The following is a 23,830-nucleotide window of genomic DNA, read 5'->3' as shown; positions in this document are numbered from 1 at the left end:
CCGCCGGAGACCAGCCGTGCAGCGCATCACCAAGCAGCGCGTCGCCGTCCAGCACGCCCTGGACGACCTGGACGACTTCCGCTCCGCGCAGCAGCTCCACGAGCTCCTGCGCTCCCAGGGCGACGGCGTCGGCCTCGCAACCGTGTACCGCGCGCTCCAGGCCCTCGCCGACGACGGCGCGGTCGACGTCCTGCGGACCGAGGGCGGGGAGAACGTCTACCGCCGGTGTGCCAAGCAGGAGCACCACCACCACCTCGTGTGCCGCACGTGCGGCCGGGCGGTCGAGATCGACGGCCCGAGCGTCGAGGCCTGGGCGGCCTCGGTCGGTGCGCAGCACGGCTTCACCGACATCCAGCACACGGTCGAGCTCTTCGGCACGTGCGCCGACTGCCGCGCCGCGACCGTCAGCTGAAGGCCGTCACGACGTCGTCCTCGGCGCCGACGCAGAACTGGTTGCCCTGCGGGTCCGCGAGCACCGTCCACCGGTAGCCCGGGATCGTGTGCTCGCCGACGACGACGGCGCCCGCCTCCACGAGTCGGGCGACCTCCGCTGCCCGGTCGTCCGCGCCGAGGTCGAGGTGCACCCGGTTCTTGCCCGGCGTCGGGTCCTCGACACGCTGGAACCCGAGGTTCGGCAGACCGTCGGGCGTCGCAACGACGAAGAACCAGCCGCCGGCATCGTCGTCGTCCAGCCGGCCCCCAGCGCGTCCACCCACCACTGCGCGAGCGGCGCCGGGTCCGACGAGTCGAACGTGACCATGCCGATCGTGAGGCTCATGGCTCGACGGTAGGTCCGGCTGCCTCGTCGCGCGCGTCCGGTGCGACCATCCCCGCCTCGCCGCCGACCAGGCGCTCGACGACATCCTCGGCGACCGTGCGGTCCGCGAACAGCAGCCGCACCGCGGACGGATCGGGGTTGCCGCGGTCGGGTCCGCGCCACGCGAGCGTCAGACCCGCACGCTCGACGACGGCGCGCGAGCGCACGTTGTGCTCGAGGAGGCTCGCGACGACGGGCCGCTCGGGGTCGACCCGATCCGCCCACTCGCGCGCGGCCCGCACGAGCTCGCTCGCGTACCCCTGCCCTTGCGACGCCGGGCGCAGCCGGTAGTACAGGTTCCAGGCGACGCCGTGCACGCCCGTGCACCCGCCCACACCCAGCAGGATGCGCGAGCCGGGTCGCGCAGCGCCCAGTAGCCCAGCCCGTCCCGCTGCCACGCCCACGCGCACAGCCCGACGAACTCCTCCGTCTGGGCCCGCTCGACGTGCCGCCCCGACGGGAAGTGCCACCAGACCGCGGGGTCCGTGTTGAGCGCGAAGAGGTCGTCGACGTCGCCGGGCCCGACCGCGCTGAGCAGCAGCCGGTCGGTGTGCACGACCCACGGCGGGTTCTGCGCTCCCCGTCCTGCGGCAGGCTCACGACGCGCCGCCGGTGCCCTGGGAGACCGCGTCGACCGCCCCGCCGTACCGGCGGTCGCGGCGCGCGTACTCCTCGACGGCGCGCCACAGGACGAGCCGGTCGACGTCGGGCCACAGCTCGGGCACGAACACCAGCTCCGCATAGGCGGACTGCCAGGGCAGGAAGTTCGACGTCCGCTGCTCGCCGGAAGACCGCAGGAACAGGTCGACGTCGGGCATGTCGGGGTCGTACAGGTGCTTCGCGATGGTCTTCTCGGTGATCCGCGACGGGTCGAGCCGCCCCGCCGCGACCTCCGCCGCGAGCGAGCGGACGGCGTCGGTGATCTCGAGGCGGCCGCCGTAGTTCACGCACAAGGTGAGGGTCAGCCCGTCGTTCCCGGCGGTCTGCCGCTCGGCGACCTGCAGCTCCTTGACGACGCTCCCCCAGAGCCGCGGCTGGCGCCCGGCCCACCGGATCCGGACACCCCACGAGTCCCACAGGTCCCGACGACGCCGGATCGTCTCCCGGTTGAACCCCATGAGGAAGCGCACCTCCTCGGGCGACCGCTTCCAGTTCTCGGTCGAGAACGCGTACGCCGAGACGTGCGAGATCCCGAGCTCGACAGCCCCCGCGACCACGTCGTTGAGCGCCACCTCACCCGCCTCGTGCCCGGCCGTCCGGGGCAGGTGGCGCGCGTTCGCCCAGCGCCCGTTGCCGTCCATGACGATCGCGACGTGCTGGGGCAGCACCTCGCGCGGGATGGCCGGCGGACGCGCGCCCGAGACATGCGGCGTCGGTGCGACGCGCTCGGGTCGGGCGGCCGGCGAGGTGCCGCGGCGGGATGCTCGTGCCATCACAGGAAGGTGGTCTCCGTCTCACGGGTCGTTTCCGGGGCTTCGGTGCGCTCGGGCTCGCGCTCGACGAGCCGCAGGGACCGCAGGCGTCGCTCGAGGTGGAACTGGGAGTACACCGCGACGAGGCCGCTCGCCTCGCTGCGGTGCCGGGGCGACGATGCGTCGGCCGTCGCCCAGTCGCCCGCGAGGAGCGCGGCAAGCAACGCGAAGGTCTCGGGGGCGGGCGCCGTCGAGCCGGGCGGACGGCACCGCGCGCACACCGCGCCTCCGGACGCGACGGAGAACGCGGTGTGTGGGCCCGGCTCGCCGCAGCGCGCGCAGTCGGTGAAGCTCGGCGCCCAGCCCGCCACGGACAGCGCCCGCAGCAGGTAGGAGTCGAGGACGAGCCCGGCGGCGTGGTGGTGCTCGGCGAGCGCGCGCAGCGCCCCGCCAGGAGCCAGAACTGCTGGACCGCGGGCTCCCCTCCTCGGTCAGCCGCTCGGCAGTCTCGAGCATCGCCGTGCCGGCCGTGTAGAGCGCGTAGTCGCGCGCGATCTCGCTCGCGTACGGGCCGACCGTCTCGACCTGGGTCACGACGTCGAGCGTCCGGCCCACGTAGAGCTGCGCGTCGACGAACATGAACGGCTCGAGGCGCGCACCCACGCGCGAGGACGTGCGCCGCACGCCCTTGCCGACCGCACGGACCTTCCCGTGCTCGCGCGTGAGCAGCGTGACGATGCGGTCGGCCTCGCCCAGCTTCTGGGCGCGCAGCACAAGCGCCTCGTCGCGGTAGACCGGCATGGGCACCATTGTCTCCCGCGCAGCCGACATCCGTGGTCAGAGCGACGCGAAGAACCCCGGACGTCCGCGACGACGAGGTCCGGGTCCGTCACGGCGGCGAAGTGCCCGCCCCGCGGCTGTTCCGTGAACCGGACAAGATTCGTCGACCGCTCGGCGCACGCCCGCAGCGTCCGGAAGTCCCACGGGAACACCGCCACCGCCGTCGGGACAGGGTTCGGCAGGTCCCGGTACCCGGCGCCGCTGCGGGCGTCCTCGAGGTACTGGCGTGCCGCTGACCCCGCGGTCCGCGTGAGCCAGTAGACCGTCACGTGCGCGAGGTACTCGTCGACGTCCACCGGCTGCTCGCCCCAGCCCGTCCACAGCTCGGCGTTCCATGCCAGGAGGCCCGCCGGAGAGTCCTCCAGCGCGAAGGCCAGCGTCTGCGGCCGCTTCTGCTGGATCGCCTGGTAGCCCGCCTTCGCCTGGAAGTCGGCCGTGGAGCCCGACGTCAGGCTGGCCCAGTCCTCGGGGCTCAGCCGCGCGTTCTCGTCCTCATCGCCCGACGGGAACGCGAAGATCTGCTGCACGTGCACGCCGACGAGCCCGTCCGGCGCGAGGATCCCGAGCTCGCGGCCGACCAGCGAGCCGACGTCGTTCCCCACGACGCCCCACCGCTCGTAGCCCAGGCCCGCCATGAGCGCGGCGAGCGCCCGGCGCTGCGCGCGCTGTCCCAGCCGGTCTGCGTCGTCGGGCCGGAGAAGCCGAAGCCCGGCAGCGACGGTACGACGACGTCGAACGCGGGGGCGTCCGGCGCGCCGTGCGCCACAGGGTCCGTGAGCGGGCCGACGACGCGCGCGTACTCCAGGAGCGTCGAGGGCCAGCCGTGGAGCAGGAGAAGTGCGGTCGCGGGAGAGCCGGACGGGCGGGCCGCGCGCACGTGCCAGAAGTGGACGCGCTGCCCGTCGATCACGGTCGTGAGCTGGGGGAACGCGTTGACGCGCGCAGCGACCGCGTCGAGGTCGAGCTCGCGCCACCGGTCCGCGAGGGCGCGGACGGTCGCGACGGGCATGCCCTGGTCCGCGCCGACGCTCGCGGGCTCGACCGGCCACGCGGTGCGCGCGAGCCGGTCGCGCAGGTCGACGGTCCGCTCCGGGTCGACGACGACGTCGAAGGGCTCGAAGACGCTCGGCGGGGCCACCGGGTTCGGCCGGCTCTGAAGGGGCTGCTCCTGGAAGGTCATGACGGGCTCCTCACGGCTGAGCCCCGGTGCGTCTCACCGGGTGCTGCTCGCAGCCTCCCGCCTCTTCAGGTCAACCTCTGTCCTGAATCGGCGAGACGATGGAGCGATGCAGGAGACCTCCGCACGACTGCTCGAGCTGCTCTCGCTGCTCCAGGCGCGCCGCGAGTGGACCGGCCGGGAGCTCGCGGCGCGGCTCGAGGTGGGCGAGCGCACCGTGCGCCGCGACGTCGAGCGCCTGCGCGCGCTCGGCTACCCCGTCGCCGCCACACGCGGCGTCGCCGGCGGCTACCGGCTCGAAGCCGGCGCCGCCATGCCTCCGCTCCTCCTGTCCGACGACGAGGCCGTCGCGATCGCTGTCGGCCTGCGTACCGCCGCCCGGCACCCGGTCCGGGGGATCGACGAGTCTGCCGCGCGCGCCATCGTGAAGCTCGAGCAGGTGCTCCCGCCCCGCCTGCGCGCCCGCGTCGTCGCCCTGGCGGGAGCGACCGTCGACGTCCCGCCGGACGCCCCGGCGCCCCTGGTCGACGCCGACACGATCGCCGCCTTCGCCGGAGCCGTGCGCGACCACGAGACCGTCCGCTTCGACTACACCCGCCACGACGGCACGGGCTCGCGCCGTCGCACGGAGCCGCACCGGCTCGTCGTGTGGGAGCGCCGCTGGTACCTGCTCGCGTGGGACCTCGACCGCGCGGACTGGCGTACCTTCCGGCTCGACCGCTGCGGCCTGCCGACACCGCCGCGAGGACCGCGGTTCGTGCCGCGCGAGCTGCCCGACGAGCCCGCGGACCTGGTCCGTCGCGGGGTGTCGGCGGCCGGGGCGCAGGTCCGTGCCCGGGTCGTGGTGCACGCCCCTGTCGCAGCGGTGCTCTCGCGCGTCAGTCCCGCAGTCGGCACGGTCACCGCCCGGGACGACGACACCTGTCTGCTCGACGCCGGCGCCGAGTCACCAGCGGTGCTCGCCCGCTACCTAGCCTGGCTCGACGCGGACTTCGAGGTCCTCGGGCCACCCGAGGTCCAGGCCGAGGTCCGCGCGCTCGCAGCCCGGTACGCCCGGGCGGATGCCGGACCCGACGGCGGCTCGTGATGTGATGGCCCGATGACCTCACTCCCGCAGCAGCCGTCGACAGCCGCCGACGACGACACCGCGGAAGCCGGGCACAACGCCCCCGCCGGGTCGTGGGAAGAGCGCATCGCCGCCGCCTGGTACCGCGCCCGCACCGAGGAGGTCCCGGACGCCGAGCTGCGCGACGCCGTCGCCGCCCTGGTCGCCGAGCTCCCCGACGACCACCCGGCCGCGCTCTACGAGATCGGCAGCGCCTGGGACTCCACGGGCGCGCCCGAGACCGCGATCGCCTTCTACCGCGCGGCCCTCGCCGCGGGGCTCCGTCCCGACCGGCGCCGGCAGGCCGTGATCCAGCTCGCGAGCTCGCTGCGCAACGTCGGACGCGCGGACGAGGCCGTGGAGATCCTCGAGGCCGAGCGGCGCGAACCGTCCGACAACCTCGACGCCCAGCTCGACGGCTTCCTCGCGCTCGCGCTCGCCGACTCGGGACGGGCCAACGAGGGTGTCGGCGTCGCTGTCGCCGCGCTGGGCAGCCTGGTCCAGCGTTACCACCGCTCGCTCGTCGCGTACGGCGACGACATGCGCTCGAACGAGCGCGACGTCAGGCCCGAGCGTTCCTGACGCAGCGGCCCGCAGGTGACTCCGGTCCGCCTCCGCCGACCATGCAGCAGCCACCATCCCCGCTTGACAGACATAGCGGGGTCCCATGGTCGGCGCCGACGATGGTGCGTCATCGCATGCTCGGCACACCCGGGCGGGGGCGAACACATAGTCGGCCCGCCCGACGGTGCCCCGGCCCCGGGTGCACCAGGTGTCGCCGAGTCAGCGCGTCTCCTCCGAGTCAGCGCGCACTCCCCGCTGACTCGGAGGAGACGCGCTGACTCGCGGCGAAGGTGGGCCGATGGCGGAGCGGGTGGGCGCGGGGAGGTGGTGAAGGGCGTCAAGGAGTGTGCACGGCCCCCGGGCCGAAGCACGACAGCCCGAACCAGCTCGCCGCGCCCGCCCGCGAACCCGACCACGCCCCTCTAACCCGACCCGCGACCCCACCGTCACCGCGGCGAACGGAACCGCCGGTGGACGGACCGCAGGCTCAGCGGCCGACGGTCGCCGGGTCGGCGGCGCGGCCCTCGACCTGCGCGCGCTCGTACCGATTGACGGCCGAGATGATGGCCTTGAGCGACGCCGTCGTGATGGACGGGTCGATGCCGACGCCCCAGAGGACGTCGTCGCCGACCGAGCACTCCACGTACGCGGCGGCCGCCGCATCGGAGCCCGCCGACAGCGCGTGCTCAGCGTAGTCCAGGACGAGCACGTCGTGCCCGACCTGACGCAGCACGTCGAGGAAGGCGTCGACCGGGCCGTTGCCGGTGCCCGTGACGGTCCGGAGCTGGCCGGCGTCCTCGAGCTCGACCTCGAGCGTGTCCGGCCCGTCCTCCGACGACGACGCCCGCGTCGAGACCAGGCGCAGGCGGCCCCAGGGCTCGAGGCCCGAGCCGGGCTCGGCGGGCAGGTACTCGTCGGAGAAGATCCGCCAGATGTCCTCGGCGTTGACCTCGATCCCGCGGGCGTCCGTGTGCTCCTGGACCGCCCGGGAGAACTCGATCTGCAGGCGGCGCGGCAGGTCGAGGTTCCGCTCGGACTTGAGCAGGTACGAGATCCCGCCCTTGCCGGACTGCGAGTTCACGCGGATCACGGCCTCGTAGCTGCGGCCGACGTCCTTGGGGTCGATCGGCAGGTACGGCACGCCCCAGACGATGTCGTCGACCGCGACCCCCTGCGCCTCGGCACGCGCGGCCATGGCCTCGAGGCCCTTCTTGATGGCGTCCTGGTGCGAGCCGGAGAACGCCGTGAAGACGAGGTCGCCCGCCCAGGGTGCCGCTCGCCCACGGGGAGCTGGTTGCACTGCTCGACGGTCCGGCGGATGCGGTCCATCTGCGAGAAGTCGATCTCGGGGTCGATGCCCTGGCTGAACAGGTTCATGCCGAGCGTGACGAGGTCGACGTTCCCGGTGCGCTCGCCGTTGCCGAACAGGCAGCCCTCGATACGGTCGGCGCCGGCCTGGTACCCGAGCTCGGCCGCAGCGACGGCCGTGCCGCGGTCGTTGTGCGGGTGCAGCGACAGGATGACGTGCTCGCGGTGGTCGAGGTGGCGGTTCATCCACTCGATCGAGTCGGCGTACACGTTCGGGGTCGCCATCTCGACCGTGGCGGGCAGGTTGACGATGACGGGCCGCTCGGCGGTCGGCTCGAAGACCTCGAGCACCTCGTTGCAGATCCGCGCCGCGAACTCGAGCTCGGTGCCTGTGTACGACTCGGGCGAGTACTCGTAGTAGATCCGCGTCTCGGGGATGGTCTCCTCGAACTTGCGGCACAGCTTGGCGCCCTCGAGGGCGATGTCGACGATGCCGTCCTCGTCGGTGCGGAAGACGACCTCGCGCTGGAGCACCGACGTCGAGTTGTACAGGTGGACGATCGCCTGCTTGGCCCCGCGCAGCGACTCGTAGGTGCGCGCGATGAGGTGCTCGCGCGACTGCGTCAGCACCTGGATGATCACGTCGTCCGGGATGAGGTCCTGCTCGATCAGCAGGCGCACGAAGTCGTAGTCCGTCTGCGACGCGGACGGGAACCCGACCTCGATCTCCTTGTAGCCCATGTCCACCAGCAGGCGGAACATCGCGAGCTTGCGCTCCGCGTTCATGGGCTCGATGAGCGCCTGGTTCCCGTCGCGCAGGTCGACCGCGCACCAGCGGGGCGCCGTGGTGATGCGCTTGTCGGGCCACGTGCGGTCCGGCAGCGACACGTCGAGCTGCGCGTGGAAGGGCTCGTACTTGTGGATCGGCATGCCCGACGGGCGCTGCTGGGCGTGGGCCCAGCGGGGATCCGGGGAGGTGGTGCGGGTGGGAGCGGCGCTGTTCGTCACGGGAAGTTCCTCACGGTCGTGCGGTCGGTTCGTCAGCCGGCACACCAACCACCGCGGCGAGGAACCGGCTCAGCGAGCCTCGCCGCGGCACCGAAGAAGGAGGCTGCCCGTCGCGACCGACGGGCGCATCTCGGGGGACGCACGTCGTCACTGTACTCCAACGAGGAGTCCCGACGACGGCGCGCGCTTCCCCGAGACGGATCCTGCTCAGCGGCGGCGGTCCGGCCGGGCCTGGAGCGCGGCGTCCACGGCAGGGTCGCCGAGCGCGCCGAGCCAGTCGAGCAGGGCCGTGTACGTCGACGGGTTCGAGGCGACGTACGGGCGCAGCGCCGGCGCGTGCTCGGCGATCTGGGCCAGGACCTCGAGCGGCGTGCTCGGGTCGGCCGCCTGCTCGGCCGTGTACCCCGCGACGGGCAGCACGGTCGTCGACTGGGCGTCGGCCGCGGCACGAGCGGGCTCGGGCTCCGGCTGGGACGCGTGGACAGGCTCGGGCTCGGGCTGCGGTTCCGACGCGGCGGCGGGCGCCTGTGCGGCAGCGGCCGGCTCGACCGGCTCCGGCTCGGACCACGCCGGCTCGGCGGCGGAGGACGGCTCCTCCGCGACCGGCCACGCGGCGACCGGCGCCTCGGTCGGGTGCGCGGGAGCGTCGACCGGTGCCACGGAGGTCTCGACCGGAGCATGCTCCTCGGCAGCGCGTGCCGGCACCGCTGCCTTCGCGGGCCGTGGCGCCCGGCGGGGGCGCGGCGTCCACTCGTACGCGGTGCTGGCACCGGTCGCCTCGACCCGGGTGCTGCTCCCCCACTCCTGGACCGACGGGCCGAGCAGCGCGAGCAGGAGCAGAGCCGGCAGACCGTACGCGACGAGCGCGAGCTCGACGGGCACACCGACGACCTTCCACGCGTCGACCGAGACCGCGACCGTGCCGAGCACGACGGCGGTCCCGACCACGAGCCACGCCAGGCCACGGCTGGCCGCGTCCTCACGACGGGAGCTCGCCCAGGCCAGCGCCGCGAGGACGGCGACGGCACCCGACGAGACGAGCGTCACGACGACGCTCGTCGCCGCGCGCGTGCCGTGCGCGTCGCCACCGAGCACGACGGCGTAGCCGATCGCGATGAGCGCTGCCACGAGCGTGAGGAGGAGCAGCGTGTCGCGCACGACGCCGTTCACGCCCGTCCGCGCGTCGTCGGCCGCGCCGTCCGCGAGGCCACGGCGGAACGCCGCGCCCGCGGCCACCGCGCCCAGCGCGGGCACGAGCACGAGCCCGAACCGGAGCGTGTGGAACGACTCGATGCGCAGGAGGTCCGGGGCGGAGCCGGCGCCGACGACGAACAGCACTGCGAGCGCGGCACCGACGCCCACGACCACGGTCGACCAGGCGCGATCCCCCGGAACGCGCCCCAGGCGGGCAGCGCGCCCGCCGCGAGGACGATGAGCGTGCCCGTGAGCGCGTAGACGAACTGCGTGGCCCCGGACCAGCGGTCCGAGGACAGGAAGATCACGAGCGCGACGACCGCGCCGACGGCGAGGACCGCGCCCAGCACGCCGAGGACGATCCGCCAGAACCGGCCGGTGCCCGCGTCCTCGTCGTCGGGACCGAGCTCCGAGGACCGCGGCTGCGCGACGAGGAGCGCACCCGCGAGACCCAGCCCGAGCCCGGTCCCGACACCCCGGTCCAGGTCGGAGCCGGCGAAGAGGTCGAGCAGCAGGTACACGACCGTGACCACGACGTATGGCGTCGCGGCCCACAGGCGGACGGTGCGCGTCGTGTGCACGCTCCAGCCGGTCGGCAGCACGCCCGCCCGGGCGAGGTAGGGCAGCGGGATCGCGGCGAGCGCGACGACGACGGACAGCACGACCTCGACGCGACCGGCGCCGGCGTCGCGCAGGGTCCAGGGCAGGGCGAGGGACGTCAGCAGCGCGACCGCCGCGACGACGTCGCGCACCACGTCGAGGACGGGCACGCGGCCCGAGGGCGTCGCGGGGGTGGACGGCGCGTCCTCGGTGGAGGCGCCGACGGCGGCCCCGGTGGCCGGCTCGGACGGCGTCTCGACCGCCGTCGTCGCCTGCTCGGTGCCGGGCGACGGGTCGGGGGTGCCGGGAGGTTCGGCGATGCTCACAGGGGCTCCTTCGGTCGGGCGAGCGCCGGTCGGGTCCTCGTCGGGTGCCGGGACCGCACGGGCGGCTCGTCTGCTACGTGGTCGTTTCTACCGGCCGGGACGGATCGGGACAACCGTGCCTCGCCGGGCGGACCGGATCAGATGCCGAGCTGGAAGACGCCCCAGTACGCCGTGGTCAGCAGGAGCGTGACGATCGCGAAGGTCAGCGCGGCGGCGAGCGCCCACCCTCCGATCCCGCGCGCGACGGGCTGACCCGCGCGCACGCCGGGGACGGCCGAGTGGCCGGTCGGCACGTCGCGCCCCACCCGCTCACGCAGCCACAGGAGCATGCTCCGCCGGGCCTCGCGGCGGTCCGAGAGACGGTTGACGACCACGGCCACCGGCACCAGCGAGGCGATGCCGATCGCGCGCACCCCGAGCCAGCCGCCCTGGACGATCAGCGCGTTCTGCGAGTAGTTGAGCGCGATCTTCGCGATCGCGACCAGGTACACGACGAGCGCGAGCATCGTCAGCACGGCGCCCAGGGACGCGAGCAGCATGGGCACACGCAGGTCGCGGGCCATCCCGCCCACGTGGCTGCGGGACCGCCACCGGCGGGTGCCGAACGACACGATCATCCACACGAGGGGCGCGCCGATCGCGAGCGAGACGGCGGCGATCGTGAAACCGAAGACGGCGTCGCCGTCGCCGTACCAACGGGGGCTCGGGACCGCCTCCGCGAGATAGGTCTGGTTGGGCTGCGCACCGGCGATCTGCGGCGCCGCGCCGGCCGTGCCGGGCAGCCCCGTGATCCAGTCAGCGAGGTCCTGCTGGAACGACGCGGACACCGCGCCGTCACCGCCGCCGAGGTGCAGCCCGTGGTCGGCGCCCTCGTAGTAGCGCACGGTCACGTCCCGGTTCCCGGCCTTCGACGCGTCGGCGAGGATCGCCTGCGCGCCCTGCTCGATCGGCATCGAGACGTCCTCGTCGCCGTACACGACGAGCGTCGGCCGGGTCAGCCGCTCGAGGTACGGGCGCACGTCGAAGTCGGCGTAGTCGAGTCCGCCGTCGGGCAGGTCCATGCCGACCGCGCGCGGGATCGCGCGGAACACGCCCTGCGGGACGCCCGTGTTGCGCAGGTAGTTGTCGACCGCGAACGCGGCCTGCTCGCGCGGCCGCACGACGGGCGCGGACACGAGGGCCGTGAACGCGATCGCCGGGTCCTCGGTCGCCATCACCGGCGCGATCCAGGTGCCCTCCGACTCCCCGTACACGCCCACCCGGGTGGGGTCGACGCCGGGCTCGGTACGCAGGAGCTGCACCGAGCGGTCGTAGTCGCCGGCCTCCTGCACGTAGTCACGGTGCTGCAGCGAGTACGTCGTGAGGTTCTTCGACGGGACCAGCGTCACCACGCCGGCGCTCGCCAGCGCCCAGGCCTGGGGGCGAACGCCGTCGTCGAGTCCCCGGTGCCCGCGCCGTGCACGAACACGACGCCGGGCAGGTCGTCGCCCGCTCCGACGGGCTGCCGGATCTGGCCGGTGACGACCGTGTTCTGGAGCTGGATCGTCACCTCCCGGGACACCACCGGGTAGGTCCCGACGGGGGTCGGGTCGTGCGTCCCCCGATCGTGGTGTCCGTGGTCTGGCTGCGGATGTGGTCCGTCACCGGCTGAGGGTCCCACTCGGGGCCGGCGAACGCGCCGACCGCCGCGAGACCGATCGCGAGGACCGCCGTGGTCGCAGCTGTCCTGAAGGTCACGCGACGATGCTACGTCGCGTGCCTGGTCAGAACCTGCAGGCGGGCCCCCGCGTCGTCCGGGGGACGTCCCGATCAGAACCCGAGTCGGCGGAGCTGCTTGGGGTCGCGCTGCCAGTCCTTCGCGACCTTGACGTGCAGGTCGAGGTACACGCGCGAGCCCAGGAGCGCCTCGATGCCGGCCCGAGCACGCGTGCCGACGTCGCGCAGCCGCGAGCCGCCACGGCCGATCACGATGGCCTTCTGCGAGTCGCGCTCGACGTACACGTCGACGCGGACGTCGAGCAGCTCGTCGCCCGCGGGGCGCGGGCTGCCGTCGGCGCGGGTGCGCGGGACGATCTCGTTCACGACGACCGCGAGCGAGTGCGGGAGCTCGTCGCGCACGCCCTCGAGCGCGGCCTCGCGCACCAGCTCCGCGACCATGACGGACTCGGGCTCGTCCGTGAGCTCGCCACCCGGGTAGAGCTCGGGGCCCTCGGGCAGGTGCCCGACGAGGACGTCGGTGAGGACGTCGACCTGCTGGCCGCGCACGGCCGAGACGGGCACGACGTCGGCCCAGTCGCCCAGGGCGGAGACCGCGAGGAGCTGCTCGGCGACCCGGTCGCGCGGCACGGTGTCGGTCTTCGTGACGGCGACGACCACGGGTGTGCCCCGCCGGCCGCGCATGAGGTCCGCGAGCTGCGACGCGATGTAGCGGTCGCCCGGCCCGACCTTCTGGTCGGCCGGGACGCAGAACACGATGACGTCGACCTCGGTCAGCGTGTCGCGCACGAGGTCGTTCAGCCTCTCGCCGAGGAGCGTGCGGGGGCGGTGCAGGCCCGGCGTGTCGACGAGCACGAGCTGCGCGTCGGGGCGGTTGACGATGCCACGGATGGTGTGGCGCGTCGTCTGCGGGCGGCCCGACGTGATCGCGACCTTCTCGCCGACGAGCGCGTTGGTGAGCGTCGACTTGCCCGCGTTGGGGCGCCCGACGAGGCAGGCGAAGCCGGAGCGGTGGACGTCAGCGGTGGTCATGGGTGTCCTCTCGTGGCGGCGTGCGCACGGGTTCCCCGGCGGCCGCGGTGTGGTCGTCTTCCTCGGCGCCCGCCGCCGACCTGGCCGGCCCGACGACGAGGGTCGCGAGACGGTGCCTGCGGCCCTCGACCCGGTCCGCGACCAGGTGGAGGCCCTGCGCGTCGGCGCTCGAGCCCGCGAGCGGGACCTTGCCGAGCGCCTTGGCGAGCAGCCCGGCGGCGGTGTCCACGTCGTCGTCGTCGACGCGGAGACCGAACAGGTCGCCCAGGTCGTCGAGGCCGAGCCGTGCGGGCACGCGGTAGCGGCCGTCCCCGAGGTCCTCGACCTCGGGGCCCGAGTGGTCGTGCTCGTCGGTCAGCTCGCCGACGATCTCCTCGAGCGCGTCCTCGATCGTGACGAGGCCCGCGATACCGCCGTACTCGTCGACGACGATCGCGATGTGGTTCGACGCGGCCTGCATCTCGCGGAGCAGGTCGTCGACCGGCTTCGACTCGGGTACGAACACGGCGGGCCGGGCCGCGTCGCGCGCGAGGCGCTGCGCCCCTCCGTTGCCGTCGGTCACGAGGCGCACGACGTCTTTGAAGTAGAGGACGCCGAGCAGGTCGTCGACCGACCGGCCGACCACCGGCACGCGCGAGTACCCCGAGCGCAGGAACAGGCGCAGGGCCTTGTCGAGCGCCGTCGTGCCGGCGACGGTGACCATGTCGGGGCGCGGGACCATGACCTCGCGGACCATGGTGTCGCCGAGCTCGAACACGGAGCGCAGGAGCTCGCGGTCGTCGTCCTCGAACGCGTCGGACTCGCCCGCCCGCCGCGCGAGCTCGCGCAGCTCCGCCGCCTCCTCCTCGGGCGTGGGCGGCGGCGGCCGGACGACGGGGCTCAACCAACGCGTCCCGCGCACCACGACCCACAGCAGCCCGGACAGGGCGCGCAGGACGGCGGGCGCGTGCGTGCGGCCCAGGCTGCGGGGGCTCAGGCGCACCAGGCCCACGGCGACGACGGCGCTGACGACGAGCGAGACGAGCAGCACCGCCCACCAGGCGTCGAGCCACGCGCCGACGGCGAGCGTGATGCACGCCGTCGCCGTCATCTCCGCCAGGACGCGCAGGAAGCTCGCCGACGCCGCGACTCCCCGGGCGTCGTCGAGCAGCGCCGTCACCCGGCGCGAGCGGACGTCGTCGGCGCCCTCGTCACGCCCGCCCGCGGCCTCGCGTGCGTGCACGGACCGCGAGCCCTGGCGCAGCACGGCCGTCTCGCCCGCGCTCAGAGCGGCCGCGAGAAGGATCCCGACGACGGCGATGAGGACGAGCAGCCAGACGGGCTCCCCGTTCATGCGGCCCTCGCTGCGCTCATCGGGAGGCGAGGAACGTGAGCAGGAGCTGGCGCTGGAGCGCGAACATCTCCTTCTCCTCCTCGGGCTCCGCGTGGTCGTAGCCGAGCAGGTGCAGGATGCCGTGCGTCGTCAGGAGCAGCATCTCCTCGACGGTCGAGTGCCCGGCTTTCACGGCCTGCTCGGCCGCCACCTCGGGGCACACGACGATGTCGCCCAGCAGCCCCGCGGGCGTGACGTCGCCCTCCCGCCCCGGGCGCAGCTCGTCCATGGGGAACGACAGGACGTCCGTCGGACCGGGCTCGTCCATCCACTTGACGTGCAGGTCCGTCATCGTCGCGGTGTCGACGAACAGGATCGACAGCTCGGTCTGCGGGTGCACGTGCATCTGGTCGAGCACGAAGCGCGCGAGCGCGGCGAACTCGGCCTCGTCGACCTCGTAGCCGGACTCGTTGTTGACCTCGATGCTCATGCGCGGGCTCCTCGGTTGTCCGGGCGGCGGTCGCCGCCGCGTCGGCCTTGCGTGCGGGACCCGGCCACGTCCCACCGCGCGTACGCGTCGATGATGTCGCTCACCAGGCGGTGCCGCACCACGTCCGACGACGTCAGGCGGCAGAACTCGACGTCCTCGACGCCGGTCAGCACGTCCTCGATGACCCGCAGGCCCGACGTCGTCCCGCCGGGCAGGTCGACCTGCGTCACGTCGCCCGTGATGACCATCTTGGAGCCGAACCCGAGGCGGGTGAGGAACATCTTCATCTGCTCGGCGGAGGTGTTCTGTGCTTCGTCAAGAATGACAAAAGCATCGTTCAAACTCCTACCGCGCATGTATGCCAGAGGGGCCACCTCGATGGTGCCGTTGTCGATCAGCTTGGGGATCGAGTCCGGGTCGACCATGTCGTGCAGCGCGTCATAGAGCGGCCGCAGGTACGGGTCGATCTTCTCGTTGAGCCCGCCCGGGAGAAACCCGAGCCGCTCGCCCGCCTCGACGGCCGGGCGCGTGAGCACGATCCGATTGACCTGCTTGGCCTGCAGCGCCTGCACGGCCTTCGCCATCGCGAGGTACGTCTTACCCGTGCCCGCGGGGCCGATACCGAACGTGATGGTGTTCGCGTCGATCGCGTCCACGTAACGCTTCTGGCCGACCGTCTTGGGGCGGATCTGGCGGCCACGGCTCGACAGGATGTTGAACGTCAGGACGTCCGCGGGACGGGTCGCCGTCGGCGCGGTCAGCATGCCGATCGAGCGGCGCACCACCTCAGGCGTGAGCGGGGTGCCCGACTCGGCGATCTCGACGAGCTCGTCGAGCAGGCGCGAGACGAGCGCGACCTCCCCGGGCGCGCCGGCGACGGCGATCTCGTTGCCGCGTGCGTGCACGTCGACGCTCGGGAAGCCGTCCTCCACGGCGCGCAGGACCGAGTCGCGGCTGCCGAGGACGGCGACCATGGGGACGCTCGGAGGGACGACGATGCGGTGCTCGATCCGGGGGCCGCCCACGGCGCCGGGCTGCGCGGCGGGTTCGGGGACCTCGGGACGGGTTGTCGATGTCATGAGCCGGCTGACGCCGTCGCGCTCCTTACTGGTCGATTCGTGGGACCACCATCCTATCGAGGGTCGTCCACCTGTATCTTGACGCCGCCGCCCGGTCTGCGCCGGGTCCCGCAGCTCGCAGCACCCCGAGAGGAACGCCCCGTCATGCCCGCCCTCGCGCACGCCGTCGCCCCGGTGCTCACGGCCACGTCGACGCCTCCCGTCCACGTCGACACGGGAGACACCGCCTGGGTGCTGGTGTGCACCGCGCTCGTGCTCCTCATGACGCCCGGCCTCGCGTTCTTCTACGCCGGCATGGTCCGCTCCAAGCACGTGCTCGCGATGATCATGCAGAGCTTCGCGTGCATCGCGATCGTGTCCGTGACCTGGGTGCTCGTCGGGTACTCGCTCGCGTTCGACGACGACGCGGGCGGGGGCCTCGTCGGCGGTCTGCACCTCGTGGGCCTCGCCCACGCGAGCGCCGGCGTCCCCGGCATCAACCTGACGATCCCCCCGCTCGTGTTCGTCCTGTTCCAGCTCCTGTTCGCCGTCCTGACGGCAGCCCTGCTCACCGGCGCGACGGCCGACCGGATGCGCTTCGAGTCGTTCGTCGTGCTGGTGGCCGTGTGGTCCGTGGTCGTCTACGCGCCCGTCGCCCACTGGGCGTTCTCGCCCGACGGCTGGCTGCACCGCCTCGGCCTGCTCGACTTCGCGGGCGGGACAGTCGTCGAGATGTGCTCGGGTGCGTCCGCGCTGGCCCTCGTCCTCGTGCTGGGCCCACGGCGGGGTTGGCCGCGCGAGATGATGGCGCCCCACAACCTCCCGCTCACGCTGCTCGGCGCGGGGCTGCTGTGGGTCGGCTGGATCGGCTTCAACGCCGGCTCCGCGCTCACGGCCGGGTCGCTCGCCGCGAGCGCCGCACTCGCGACGCACCTGTCCGGCGTCGGCGGCATGATCGGCTGGCTCGCCCTCGAGAAGAAGCTGACCGGGAAGGCGACCACCTTGGGCGCGGCGTCCGGCGCCGTCGCCGGTCTCGTGGCCATCACCCCCGCAGCCGGCTTCCTGCAGCCCCTGCCCGCGCTCGCCGTCGGCGTCGTCGCGGGAGTCGTGTGCCTGTTCGCGATCCGCCTCAAGTTCCGGTTCCGCTACGACGACTCGCTCGACGTTGTCGCCGTGCACTACGTGGGCGGCGTCGTCGGGACACTGTGCGTCGGGCTGTTCGCCGCCACCGTCGTCAACCCGGCCGTCACGCACCAGGGGCTCTTCCTCGGCGGGGGCCTCGAGCAGCTCGGGAAGCAGCTCGTCGGCGTGCTCGCCACGTCGGCGTTCGCGTTCGCCGCCACCTACGTGCTCGGGCGGGTGCTGCGCGCGACGATCGGGCTGCGCGTGACCGCCGACGACGAGCACGCCGGCCTCGACACCAGTCAGCACGCCGAGACCGCCTACGAGCTGACCACCACCTCCACCATCGGAAGGAGCCACGGATGAGGCTCGTCACCGCGATCCTGCGCCCGCACGCCGTCGACGACGTCCGGGCCGCGCTCGAACCGCTCGGCGTGCACGGCATGACCGTGTCCGACGTGCACGGCTACGGCCGGCAGGGCGGGCACACGGAGGTCTACCGGGGCGCCGAGTACCGGGTCGACCTCGTGCCGAAGATCCGCGTCGAGGTGCTCGTGGACGACGACGCGGCCGACGCCGTCGTGGGGGCGATCGTCGAGACCGCGCGGACCGGCCGTATCGGCGACGGCAAGGTCTGGGTGCAGGCCGTCGACGAGGTGGTGCGCGTACGCACCGGCGAGGTCGGCGCGGCCGCGATCTGACTCGGGCTGCGGCCCGACGAACGAGGGGTCAGGCCGGCGTCCAGCCGAGCCCCCGCGAGGACGTGGCCGTGCGTGTGGAAGACGCTCTGGCCCGACTTCGCGCCGGTGTTGAAGATCAGCCGGAACTCGCCTTCGTCGAGGTCGGACGCGACCTGCTGGCCGAGAGCGACGACGTCGGCGAGGAGCTGCGGGTCCGCCGCCGCGAGCGCCGCGACGTCGCGGTGGTGCTCGCGCGGGATCACGAGCACGTGCACCGGTGCCTTCGGGTCGATGTCCCGGAACGCGAGCGTACGGTCCGTGGACGCGACGACGTCGGCCGGGATCTCGCCGGCGACGATCTTGCAGAACAGGCAGTCGGTGTCGGTCATGTCGTCACGTTAGCGCCAGCGGCCCAGGCGCTCGCACAGGATCGTCAGCGCGACGGGTCCCGCGGTCGAGGTGCGCAGCACGTGCGGGCCGAGCCGCACCGGACGTCCACCGGCCTCGGTGAGGCGTTCGAGCTCGGCGTCCGAGATCCCGCCCTCCGGCCCGACGACGACGAGCACCTCGGGCACCTCGGCCCCCGGCTCGCCTGGCACGGGCAGCGGGAGCGTCCCGAGGGGCTCGGTGGCGTCCTCGTGCAGCGCGGCCACGACGCCGCCTGCCGTGACGGTGTCCTTGACCACGTCTGCGAGGACCGCCGTCGTGACATCCTGACGCACGTCCGGGACGCGGGCCCGGCGCGACTGCTTCGCCGCGGCCCGCACGGTCGCGAGCCAGCGCGCCCGGCTCCGGGCGGCACGTTCGCCGCGCCACACCACCACGGAGCGCTCGGCCTGCCACGGCAGGATCGCGTCGACGCCGACCTCGGTGGCCGCCTCGATGGCGAGCTCGTCCCGGTCGCCCTTGGCGAGCGCCTGCACGAGCACGAGCCGCACGGTGGGCGCCGGCTCCACCTCGACGGCCTCGACGCGCAGCTCGAGGGTGTCGCGGTCGGCCGACACGATGACCGTCCGCAGACGCGTCCCCTCGCCGTCGACGACGTCGACCCGCCCCCGCCCGGCGACGCTGGACGACGCCCGCATGACGCCCCTCCGCGCCGTCGAGCACGTACGCGTCCCCCGGCGCGAACCGGGTCAACGGGTCCGACGCGCCGCGCTCGGCGAGGAAGACGGGCGCGCTCACGCCGCGGTCACCGCCCGGAGAGCTTGTCGCGCAGCCGTGAGAACACGCCCGGGTGCGCCGCCGACAGCCGCGGCTCCGGGTGCTCCTCGCCCCGCAGCTTCGCGAGCGAGCGCAGCAGCTCGGCCTGCTCGTCGTCGAGGGTCGTGGGGACCTGGACCTCGACGTGGACCTGGAGGTCACCCCTACCCGAACCGTTGAGGTGCCCCACACCGAGTCCCCGGAGCGTGACGACCTGCGCGGGCTGGGTGCCGGGGCGCAGGTCCACCTCCTGCTCGCCGTCGAACGTGTCGAGCGTCAGGCTGGCGCCCAGCGCGGCCGCCGTCATCGGCACCTCGAGCGTGCAGTGCAGGTCGTCCCCGCGGCGCACGAACGTCTCGTGCTGGCGTTCGCGGATCTCGACGTACAGGTCGCCGGCGGGACCACCACCGGGGCCGACCTCGCCCTGCGACGTCAGGCGGATGCGCGTACCCGTCTCGACGCCCGCGGGGACGTTCACGGCGATGGTCCGGCGCTCGCGCACCCGGCCCTCGCCGCCGCAGTCGACGCACGGCTCGGGGATGACCGTGCCGAAGCCCTGGCACGCGGCGCACGGGGCGGTCGTCATGATCTGGCCGAGGAACGAGCGCTGGACGCGCTGCACGACGCCGCGGCCCTTGCAGACCTCGCACGTGTGCATCGTCGTGCCGGGGCGGCAGCAGGTGCCGCCGCACGTCCGGCAGACGACGGCCGTGTCGACCTGGAGCTCGCGCTTGGCCCCGAACACGGCCTCCTCGAGGTCCACGTCGAGGCGTACGAGCGCGTCCTGGCCGCGGCGCGAGCGCGGGACGGGACCCTGCTGGGCCTGGCCGCCGCCGAAGAACGTCTCGAAGATGTCCTGGAAGCCGAAGCCACCGGAGCCGCCCATGCCGCCGCCCGGGGCGGTGGGGTCGACGCCGAGGTCGTACTGCTGGCGCTTGTCCGGGTTCGACAGCACCTCGTAGGCGCGCGAGACGTCCTTGAAGCGGTCCTCCGCCTCGGGTCCCGCGACGTCGGGGTGCAGCTCGCGGGCGAGCTTGCGGTAGGCCTTCTTGATCTGGTCGGTGCTCGCGTCGCGCGGGACACCGAGGATCTCGTAGTAGTCGTTCACCAAGTCACTCTCAGGCACGGGTCCGGGTGGGTTCGGTCGGTTCGGGAAGGTCGGGGCGGGTTCGGACGCACGGTCAGTTCGCGAGGATCCGCGTCAGGTAGCGGGCGACGGCGCGCACCGACGCGATGGTCGCGGGGTAGTCCATGCGGGTCGGGCCGATCGAGCCGATCGCGGCGACGACCTCCCCTCCGAACCGTAGCCCGTGGTCACGACAGAGGTCTCGGAGAGTCCGTCGTACTGCGTCTCATGGCCGATCCGGACGCGGACGCCCGAACGGTCGGCGGCGTCCTCGGCCATCTCGGTGAGGAGACCCAGCAGGACGACCTGCTCCTCGAGGGCCTCGAGGACGGGACGCAGCGCGTGCTCGAACCGCATGCCGGTCCGGGCGAGGTTCGCGGTGCCCGTGAGCACGACACGCTCCTCGCCCTCCTCGGCCAGGGTCTGCACGACGACGTCGCCGACGCGGCGCGCGAGGTCCTGGTCGCCCGGCGGGAGCTGCTGGGCGACGGACTCGAGCTCGGTGGCCAGGCCGGGCAGCCGGCGCCCCACCGCGACCGCGTTGAGCCGCGCGCGCAGGACGGCGAGCGTGCCCTCGTCGGGCAGCGTGGCGACGTCGAGCATGCGCTGCTCGACGCGGCCGGTGTCCGTGATGATGACGACGAGCAGGCGTGCCTCGCCCACGGCCACGAGCTCGAGGTGGCGCAGGCCCGACCGCCGCAGCGACGGATACTGCACGACCGCGACCTGGCCCGTGAGCTCGGCGAGCAGACGGCCTGCACGCGCCACGACGTCGTCGAGGTCCACGGCACCGTCGAGGAACTGCTCGATCGCGTGCCGCTCCGGCTGGGACAGGGGCTTGACGGTCGCCAGGTGGTCGACGAAGAGCCGGTAGCCCTTGTCCGTCGGGATACGGCCGGCCGAGGTGTGGGGCTGCGCGATCAGGCCGGCGTCCTCGAGGGCGGCCATGTCGTTGCGGATCGTGGCGGGCGAGACGCCCAGGTTGTGCCGTTCGGTGAGCACACGGGACCCGACCGGCTCACGCGTGCGGACGTAGTCCTCCACGATCGCGCGCAGCACGTCGAGCCGTCGTTCCTCGCTCACACGTCCTCCTGTCGCAGCCGACCTCGTGCACCGGTGGCACTCTCACCCTCCGAGTGCCAATCCTACGCTGCTTCGTGGTCGGCCCGGGGAGCGCCGGCGTCCTGGTCGTGGCCCTCGGCTGCCCGACGGCGCGCGTCGAGCAGGGCCACGACCAGCGCGCACAGGACCAGGCCGATCGTGATGAGGAGCCCCCGTCCGACGGAGGTCGCGCCGCTCGCCCCACCCGCCCGTGACCCGTAGTACACCGACAGGACCGCCGAGATCCCGAGCGCCGAGCCCACGCGCTGGCCGACCTGAAGCATCGACCCGGCCACCCCGGCCTGCCGCACCGGCACCTCCTGGAGCGTGAGGGTCTGGTTGGGTGCGATCACCAGCCCCGACCCCGCCCCCGCGACGCACTGCGTCACCGCGACGACGCAGCACAAGAGCAACGTGCGGCCCTCCTCGTCGCCGATGATCCGGATCGCGAGGTCCGTGCCCGCGAGCCCGACGACGACCACCACCAGCGCGACGGCCACGACCGGACGGCCCCAGCGAGCGACCGCGCGCCCCGAGGCGAGCGCGGAGATGCCCGACGCGACGGCGAACGGCAGCCCCACCAGGCCCGCCTGCAGGGGGCTCAACCCCAGGTCGTTCTGCAGGAACAACGTCACCACGAGGAACACGCTCGTGAAGCCCGCGAAGTACGCGAGCCCGAGCAGCGCACCGAAGCGGAACGAGCGCAGCCCCAGCACCTCCGGTGACAGCACCGGGTCCTCGCCGCGACGCTCGAACCGCCGCTCCCACAGGATCGTCCCGGCACCGAGTGCGGCGGCGAGCGCCAGGAACCACCAGCGCGCCGGCGAGTCGCCCGAGCCCGTCGTCAGGACGAACGGCGTCATGAAGGCGACCGTCGTCGCCGCGACCCCGACGAGCCCGACGAGGTCGAGCGCCCGGCGCCGCCCCACGACGGGCCGCGGCATCGTCCGCACCCCGGCCACCAGCACGACCGCGACGATCGGGACGTTGATCCCGAACACCCACCGCCAGCCGTTCTCCTCACCGAAAGCCTGGATCAGCAGGCCGCCCAGCAGCGGGCCGATCGCCGTGGCGACGCCGACCACCGCACCGAACATCCCGAACGCCCGCGCCCGCTCGAAGCCCCGGAACTCCTGCTGGATGTAGCCCGTCACCTGCGGGCTCACGAGGCCCGCGCACCCGCCCTGGACGAGGCGAGCGGCCGCGAGCCACTCGTCGTTCGGCGCGAGCCCGGCGGCCAGGCTCGCCAGCGCGAACGCCACCAGGCCGACGAGGAACAGCCCGCGGCGGTGGCCCGCGTCGCCGAGCCGCCCCGCCGGGACCAGGACCAGCCCGAACGCCAGGGTGTACCCCGCGACGACGAGCTGCAGCGTGGTCGCCGACGCGTGCAGCGCCTGCTGGATCGACGGCATCGCCACGTTGACGATCGACACGTCCAGCAGGGTGATGAACCCCGCCGCCAGGCAGACCGCGAGCACCCGCCAGCGGTGCGGGTCGGTCTGCGGGTCGTCGTCCGCCATAGGACGGTGCTACCACGGGCCGGCCGCTTCCGCCGCAGGTGACGTGGCCGAGCTCGGCGTCACCGCCAGTCAGCGCGTTTCGTCCGAGTCAGCGGTGAGTTCGCGCTGACTGGGACGGTTCGCGCTGACTCGGCGATGCCCCGTGCCCTCCCGTCCGTCACCGTCGGCGCGGCGGGCGTCACCGTCGGCGCGCACTCCCTAGGGTGGCCCGGTGAGCTTCGACCGTTACGGCCCCGACGTCCTCGCCCCCGCCACACCCGGTTCACCTCCCGGCCCGACGCGCGGCTCGGCGCACCACCGCGCGCGCCCGACGACGCGGCCGGTCCCAGCCGAGCGCGGGCTGGTCGTCGAGGACGTCGAGTCGGGCTGGGTCGGGGCGGTGGTCCGCGTCGAGAAGTCGGGCGGCATGCACGTCGTCGTGCTCGAGGACCGGCGCGGGCGCACCCGCACCTTCACGCTCGGGCCGGGGTTCTGGGTCGACGGCGAACCGGTCGAGCTGGTGCCGCCCACCGCCCCGGCCGCACCCCGGGCGCCGGCGCGGACGGCGTCGGGGTCGCGCGCCGTCGTCGGGCAGCGGGCGAGGGTCGCGCGCGGGTCACGGATCTGGGTCGAGGGCAAGCACGACGCCGAGCTCGTCGAGAAGGTCTGGGGCGACGACCTGCGCGTCGAGGGGGTCGTCGTCGAGCTGCTCGACGGCGTCGACAACCTTGCCGACGCGCTCGCCGACTTCGCGCCCACGCGCGAGCGGCGCGTGGGCGTGCTCGTCGACCACCTCGTGCCCGGGTCCAAGGAGCGCCGCATCGCCGACGACGCGTTGCGGACCGTGCCGAACGGGACCGTGCTGGTGCTCGGGCACCCGTACGTCGACGTGTGGCAGGCGGTCCGCCCGCAGCGGATCGGGCTCGACGCCTGGCCGAGGATCGAGCGCGGCACCGAGTGGAAGCTCGGGATCCTGCGCGAGCTCGGCTGGCCCGCCGACGGCCCCGGGGCGACAGGACGCGCGTGGCAACGGATCCTCGCGAGCGTGCGCAGCTACGCGGATCTCGAGCCGAGCCTCCTCGGCCGGGTCGAGGAGCTCATCGACTTCGTCACCGTCGGCTGAGTCGCGCGAGAACGGAC

General features: G+C 73.6%; 20 protein-coding genes and 6 pseudogenes. 6 read left to right on the top strand and 20 right to left on the bottom strand.

Annotated features, from left to right (window positions below; all coding sequences use genetic code 11):
* The first annotated feature begins 16 nt into the window (after positions 1-16).
* Complete coding sequence (locus QQK45_RS15915; protein ID WP_284294113.1) at positions 17-412, top strand: Fur family transcriptional regulator; 396 nt, start codon at positions 17-19, stop codon at positions 410-412.
* On the opposite strand, the gene QQK45_RS15910 is transcribed toward QQK45_RS15915, so the two are convergent.
* From QQK45_RS15910 to QQK45_RS15890, 5 genes and pseudogenes are all read right to left on the bottom strand, one after another.
* A complete protein-coding gene (locus QQK45_RS15910) occupies positions 405-719 on the bottom strand; it encodes a VOC family protein (protein WP_284294112.1) in 315 nt (104 codons plus the stop codon). The genes QQK45_RS15915 and QQK45_RS15910 overlap by 8 nt on opposite strands.
* A gap of 55 nt (positions 720-774) precedes the next feature.
* The gene (locus tag QQK45_RS15905) at positions 775-1,152 is read right to left on the bottom strand and encodes a GNAT family N-acetyltransferase (protein ID WP_284294111.1); all 378 of its coding nucleotides are present in this window, start codon (positions 1,150-1,152) and stop codon (positions 775-777) included.
* Positions 1,153-1,413: 261 nt separating this feature from the next.
* On the bottom strand, positions 1,414-2,250 hold the full coding sequence (locus tag QQK45_RS15900; RefSeq protein WP_284294110.1) for an isoprenyl transferase: 837 nt from the start codon (positions 2,248-2,250) through the stop codon (positions 1,414-1,416).
* A pseudogene (gene recO / locus QQK45_RS15895) lies at positions 2,250-3,030 on the bottom strand (DNA repair protein RecO). Before recO ends, QQK45_RS15900 begins: the two are co-directional and overlap by 1 nt.
* Positions 3,031-3,541: 511 nt before the next feature.
* Positions 3,542-4,249, bottom strand: a complete 708-nt coding sequence (locus tag QQK45_RS15890) for an epoxide hydrolase N-terminal domain-containing protein (RefSeq protein WP_284294109.1) — start codon at positions 4,247-4,249, stop codon at positions 3,542-3,544.
* A 106-nt stretch (positions 4,250-4,355) separates the two neighbouring features.
* Between QQK45_RS15890 and QQK45_RS15885 the strand changes: the two genes are divergently transcribed.
* Positions 4,356-5,333 (top strand): helix-turn-helix transcriptional regulator, encoded by a 978-nt coding sequence (locus QQK45_RS15885; protein WP_284294108.1) that lies wholly within the window; start codon positions 4,356-4,358, stop codon positions 5,331-5,333.
* 12 nt (positions 5,334-5,345) lie between these two features.
* Positions 5,346-5,933 (top strand): tetratricopeptide repeat protein, encoded by a 588-nt coding sequence (locus tag QQK45_RS15880; RefSeq protein ID WP_284294107.1) that lies wholly within the window; start codon positions 5,346-5,348, stop codon positions 5,931-5,933.
* Positions 5,934-6,402: 469 nt separating this feature from the next.
* Here QQK45_RS15880 and leuA read toward each other — a convergent pair.
* The 10 genes and pseudogenes from leuA to QQK45_RS15835 form a co-directional block, all read right to left on the bottom strand.
* Positions 6,403-8,153: pseudogene (gene leuA / locus QQK45_RS15875) on the bottom strand (2-isopropylmalate synthase).
* A gap of 285 nt (positions 8,154-8,438) precedes the next feature.
* Positions 8,439-8,651: a variant leucine-rich repeat-containing protein gene (locus QQK45_RS23610; RefSeq protein WP_488803263.1), complete on the bottom strand. Its 213-nt coding sequence runs from the start codon at positions 8,649-8,651 to the stop codon at positions 8,439-8,441.
* 450 nt (positions 8,652-9,101) lie between these two features.
* Positions 9,102-10,177, bottom strand: a pseudogene (locus QQK45_RS23605) (DUF7937 domain-containing protein); the annotation flags it as partial.
* A 311-nt stretch (positions 10,178-10,488) separates the two neighbouring features.
* Positions 10,489-11,742: a prolyl oligopeptidase family serine peptidase gene (locus tag QQK45_RS15865; RefSeq protein WP_284294105.1), complete on the bottom strand. Its 1,254-nt coding sequence runs from the start codon at positions 11,740-11,742 to the stop codon at positions 10,489-10,491.
* Positions 11,736-11,900: a hypothetical protein gene (locus QQK45_RS15860; protein ID WP_284294104.1), complete on the bottom strand. Its 165-nt coding sequence runs from the start codon at positions 11,898-11,900 to the stop codon at positions 11,736-11,738. The genes QQK45_RS15865 and QQK45_RS15860 overlap by 7 nt, the downstream gene beginning before the upstream one ends.
* Positions 11,897-12,088, bottom strand: a complete 192-nt coding sequence (locus QQK45_RS15855; protein WP_284294103.1) for a hypothetical protein — start codon at positions 12,086-12,088, stop codon at positions 11,897-11,899. Before QQK45_RS15855 ends, QQK45_RS15860 begins: the two co-directional genes overlap by 4 nt.
* 72 nt (positions 12,089-12,160) lie before the next feature.
* A complete protein-coding gene (gene era / locus QQK45_RS15850; RefSeq protein WP_284294102.1) occupies positions 12,161-13,099 on the bottom strand; it encodes a GTPase Era in 939 nt (312 codons plus the stop codon).
* Positions 13,086-14,432, bottom strand: coding sequence for a hemolysin family protein (locus QQK45_RS15845; RefSeq protein ID WP_284294101.1), 1,347 nt, complete (start codon positions 14,430-14,432; stop codon positions 13,086-13,088). The genes era and QQK45_RS15845 overlap by 14 nt, the downstream gene beginning before the upstream one ends.
* A 16-nt stretch (positions 14,433-14,448) precedes the next feature.
* On the bottom strand, positions 14,449-14,901 hold the full coding sequence (gene ybeY, locus QQK45_RS15840) for an rRNA maturation RNase YbeY (protein ID WP_284294100.1): 453 nt from the start codon (positions 14,899-14,901) through the stop codon (positions 14,449-14,451).
* Positions 14,898-15,980 carry a PhoH family protein gene (locus QQK45_RS15835; protein WP_284294099.1) on the bottom strand — a complete coding sequence of 361 codons (1,083 nt, stop codon included), beginning with the start codon at positions 15,978-15,980 and terminating at the stop codon, positions 14,898-14,900. Before QQK45_RS15835 ends, ybeY begins: the two co-directional genes overlap by 4 nt.
* A 144-nt stretch (positions 15,981-16,124) precedes the next feature.
* Between QQK45_RS15835 and QQK45_RS15830 the strand changes: the two genes are divergently transcribed.
* On the top strand, positions 16,125-17,447 hold the full coding sequence (locus tag QQK45_RS15830; protein WP_284294098.1) for an ammonium transporter: 1,323 nt from the start codon (positions 16,125-16,127) through the stop codon (positions 17,445-17,447).
* Positions 17,444-17,782, top strand: coding sequence for a P-II family nitrogen regulator (locus QQK45_RS15825; protein ID WP_284294097.1), 339 nt, complete (start codon positions 17,444-17,446; stop codon positions 17,780-17,782). The genes QQK45_RS15830 and QQK45_RS15825 overlap by 4 nt, the downstream gene beginning before the upstream one ends.
* A 59-nt stretch (positions 17,783-17,841) precedes the next feature.
* On the opposite strand, the pseudogene QQK45_RS15820 reads toward QQK45_RS15825, so the two are convergent.
* The 5 genes and pseudogenes from QQK45_RS15820 to QQK45_RS15800 form a co-directional block, all read right to left on the bottom strand.
* Positions 17,842-18,150: pseudogene (locus QQK45_RS15820) on the bottom strand (histidine triad nucleotide-binding protein); the annotation flags it as partial.
* A gap of 9 nt (positions 18,151-18,159) precedes the next feature.
* Positions 18,160-18,946: pseudogene (locus tag QQK45_RS15815) on the bottom strand (16S rRNA (uracil(1498)-N(3))-methyltransferase).
* Positions 18,947-18,953: 7 nt separating this feature from the next.
* The gene (gene dnaJ, locus QQK45_RS15810) at positions 18,954-20,072 is read right to left on the bottom strand and encodes a molecular chaperone DnaJ (RefSeq protein WP_284294096.1); all 1,119 of its coding nucleotides are present in this window, start codon (positions 20,070-20,072) and stop codon (positions 18,954-18,956) included.
* Between the two features lie 73 nt (positions 20,073-20,145).
* Positions 20,146-21,173, bottom strand: a pseudogene (hrcA, locus tag QQK45_RS15805) (heat-inducible transcriptional repressor HrcA).
* Positions 21,174-21,235: 62 nt separating this feature from the next.
* Positions 21,236-22,711 carry an MFS transporter gene (locus QQK45_RS15800; protein ID WP_284294095.1) on the bottom strand — a complete coding sequence of 492 codons (1,476 nt, stop codon included), beginning with the start codon at positions 22,709-22,711 and terminating at the stop codon, positions 21,236-21,238.
* A 211-nt stretch (positions 22,712-22,922) separates the two neighbouring features.
* On the opposite strand from QQK45_RS15800, the gene QQK45_RS15795 reads away from it, so the two are divergent.
* Positions 22,923-23,813, top strand: a complete 891-nt coding sequence (locus tag QQK45_RS15795; RefSeq protein WP_284294094.1) for a DUF3097 domain-containing protein — start codon at positions 22,923-22,925, stop codon at positions 23,811-23,813.
* Positions 23,814-23,830 lie beyond the last annotated feature (17 nt).

It is taken from the genome of Luteimicrobium album (genome assembly GCF_030161555.1).
GTDB lineage: Bacteria > Actinomycetota > Actinomycetes > Actinomycetales > Cellulomonadaceae > Luteimicrobium > Luteimicrobium album.
Note: the sequence above shows the minus strand (reverse complement) of the source record. Positions and strands in the feature narration are given on the sequence as shown.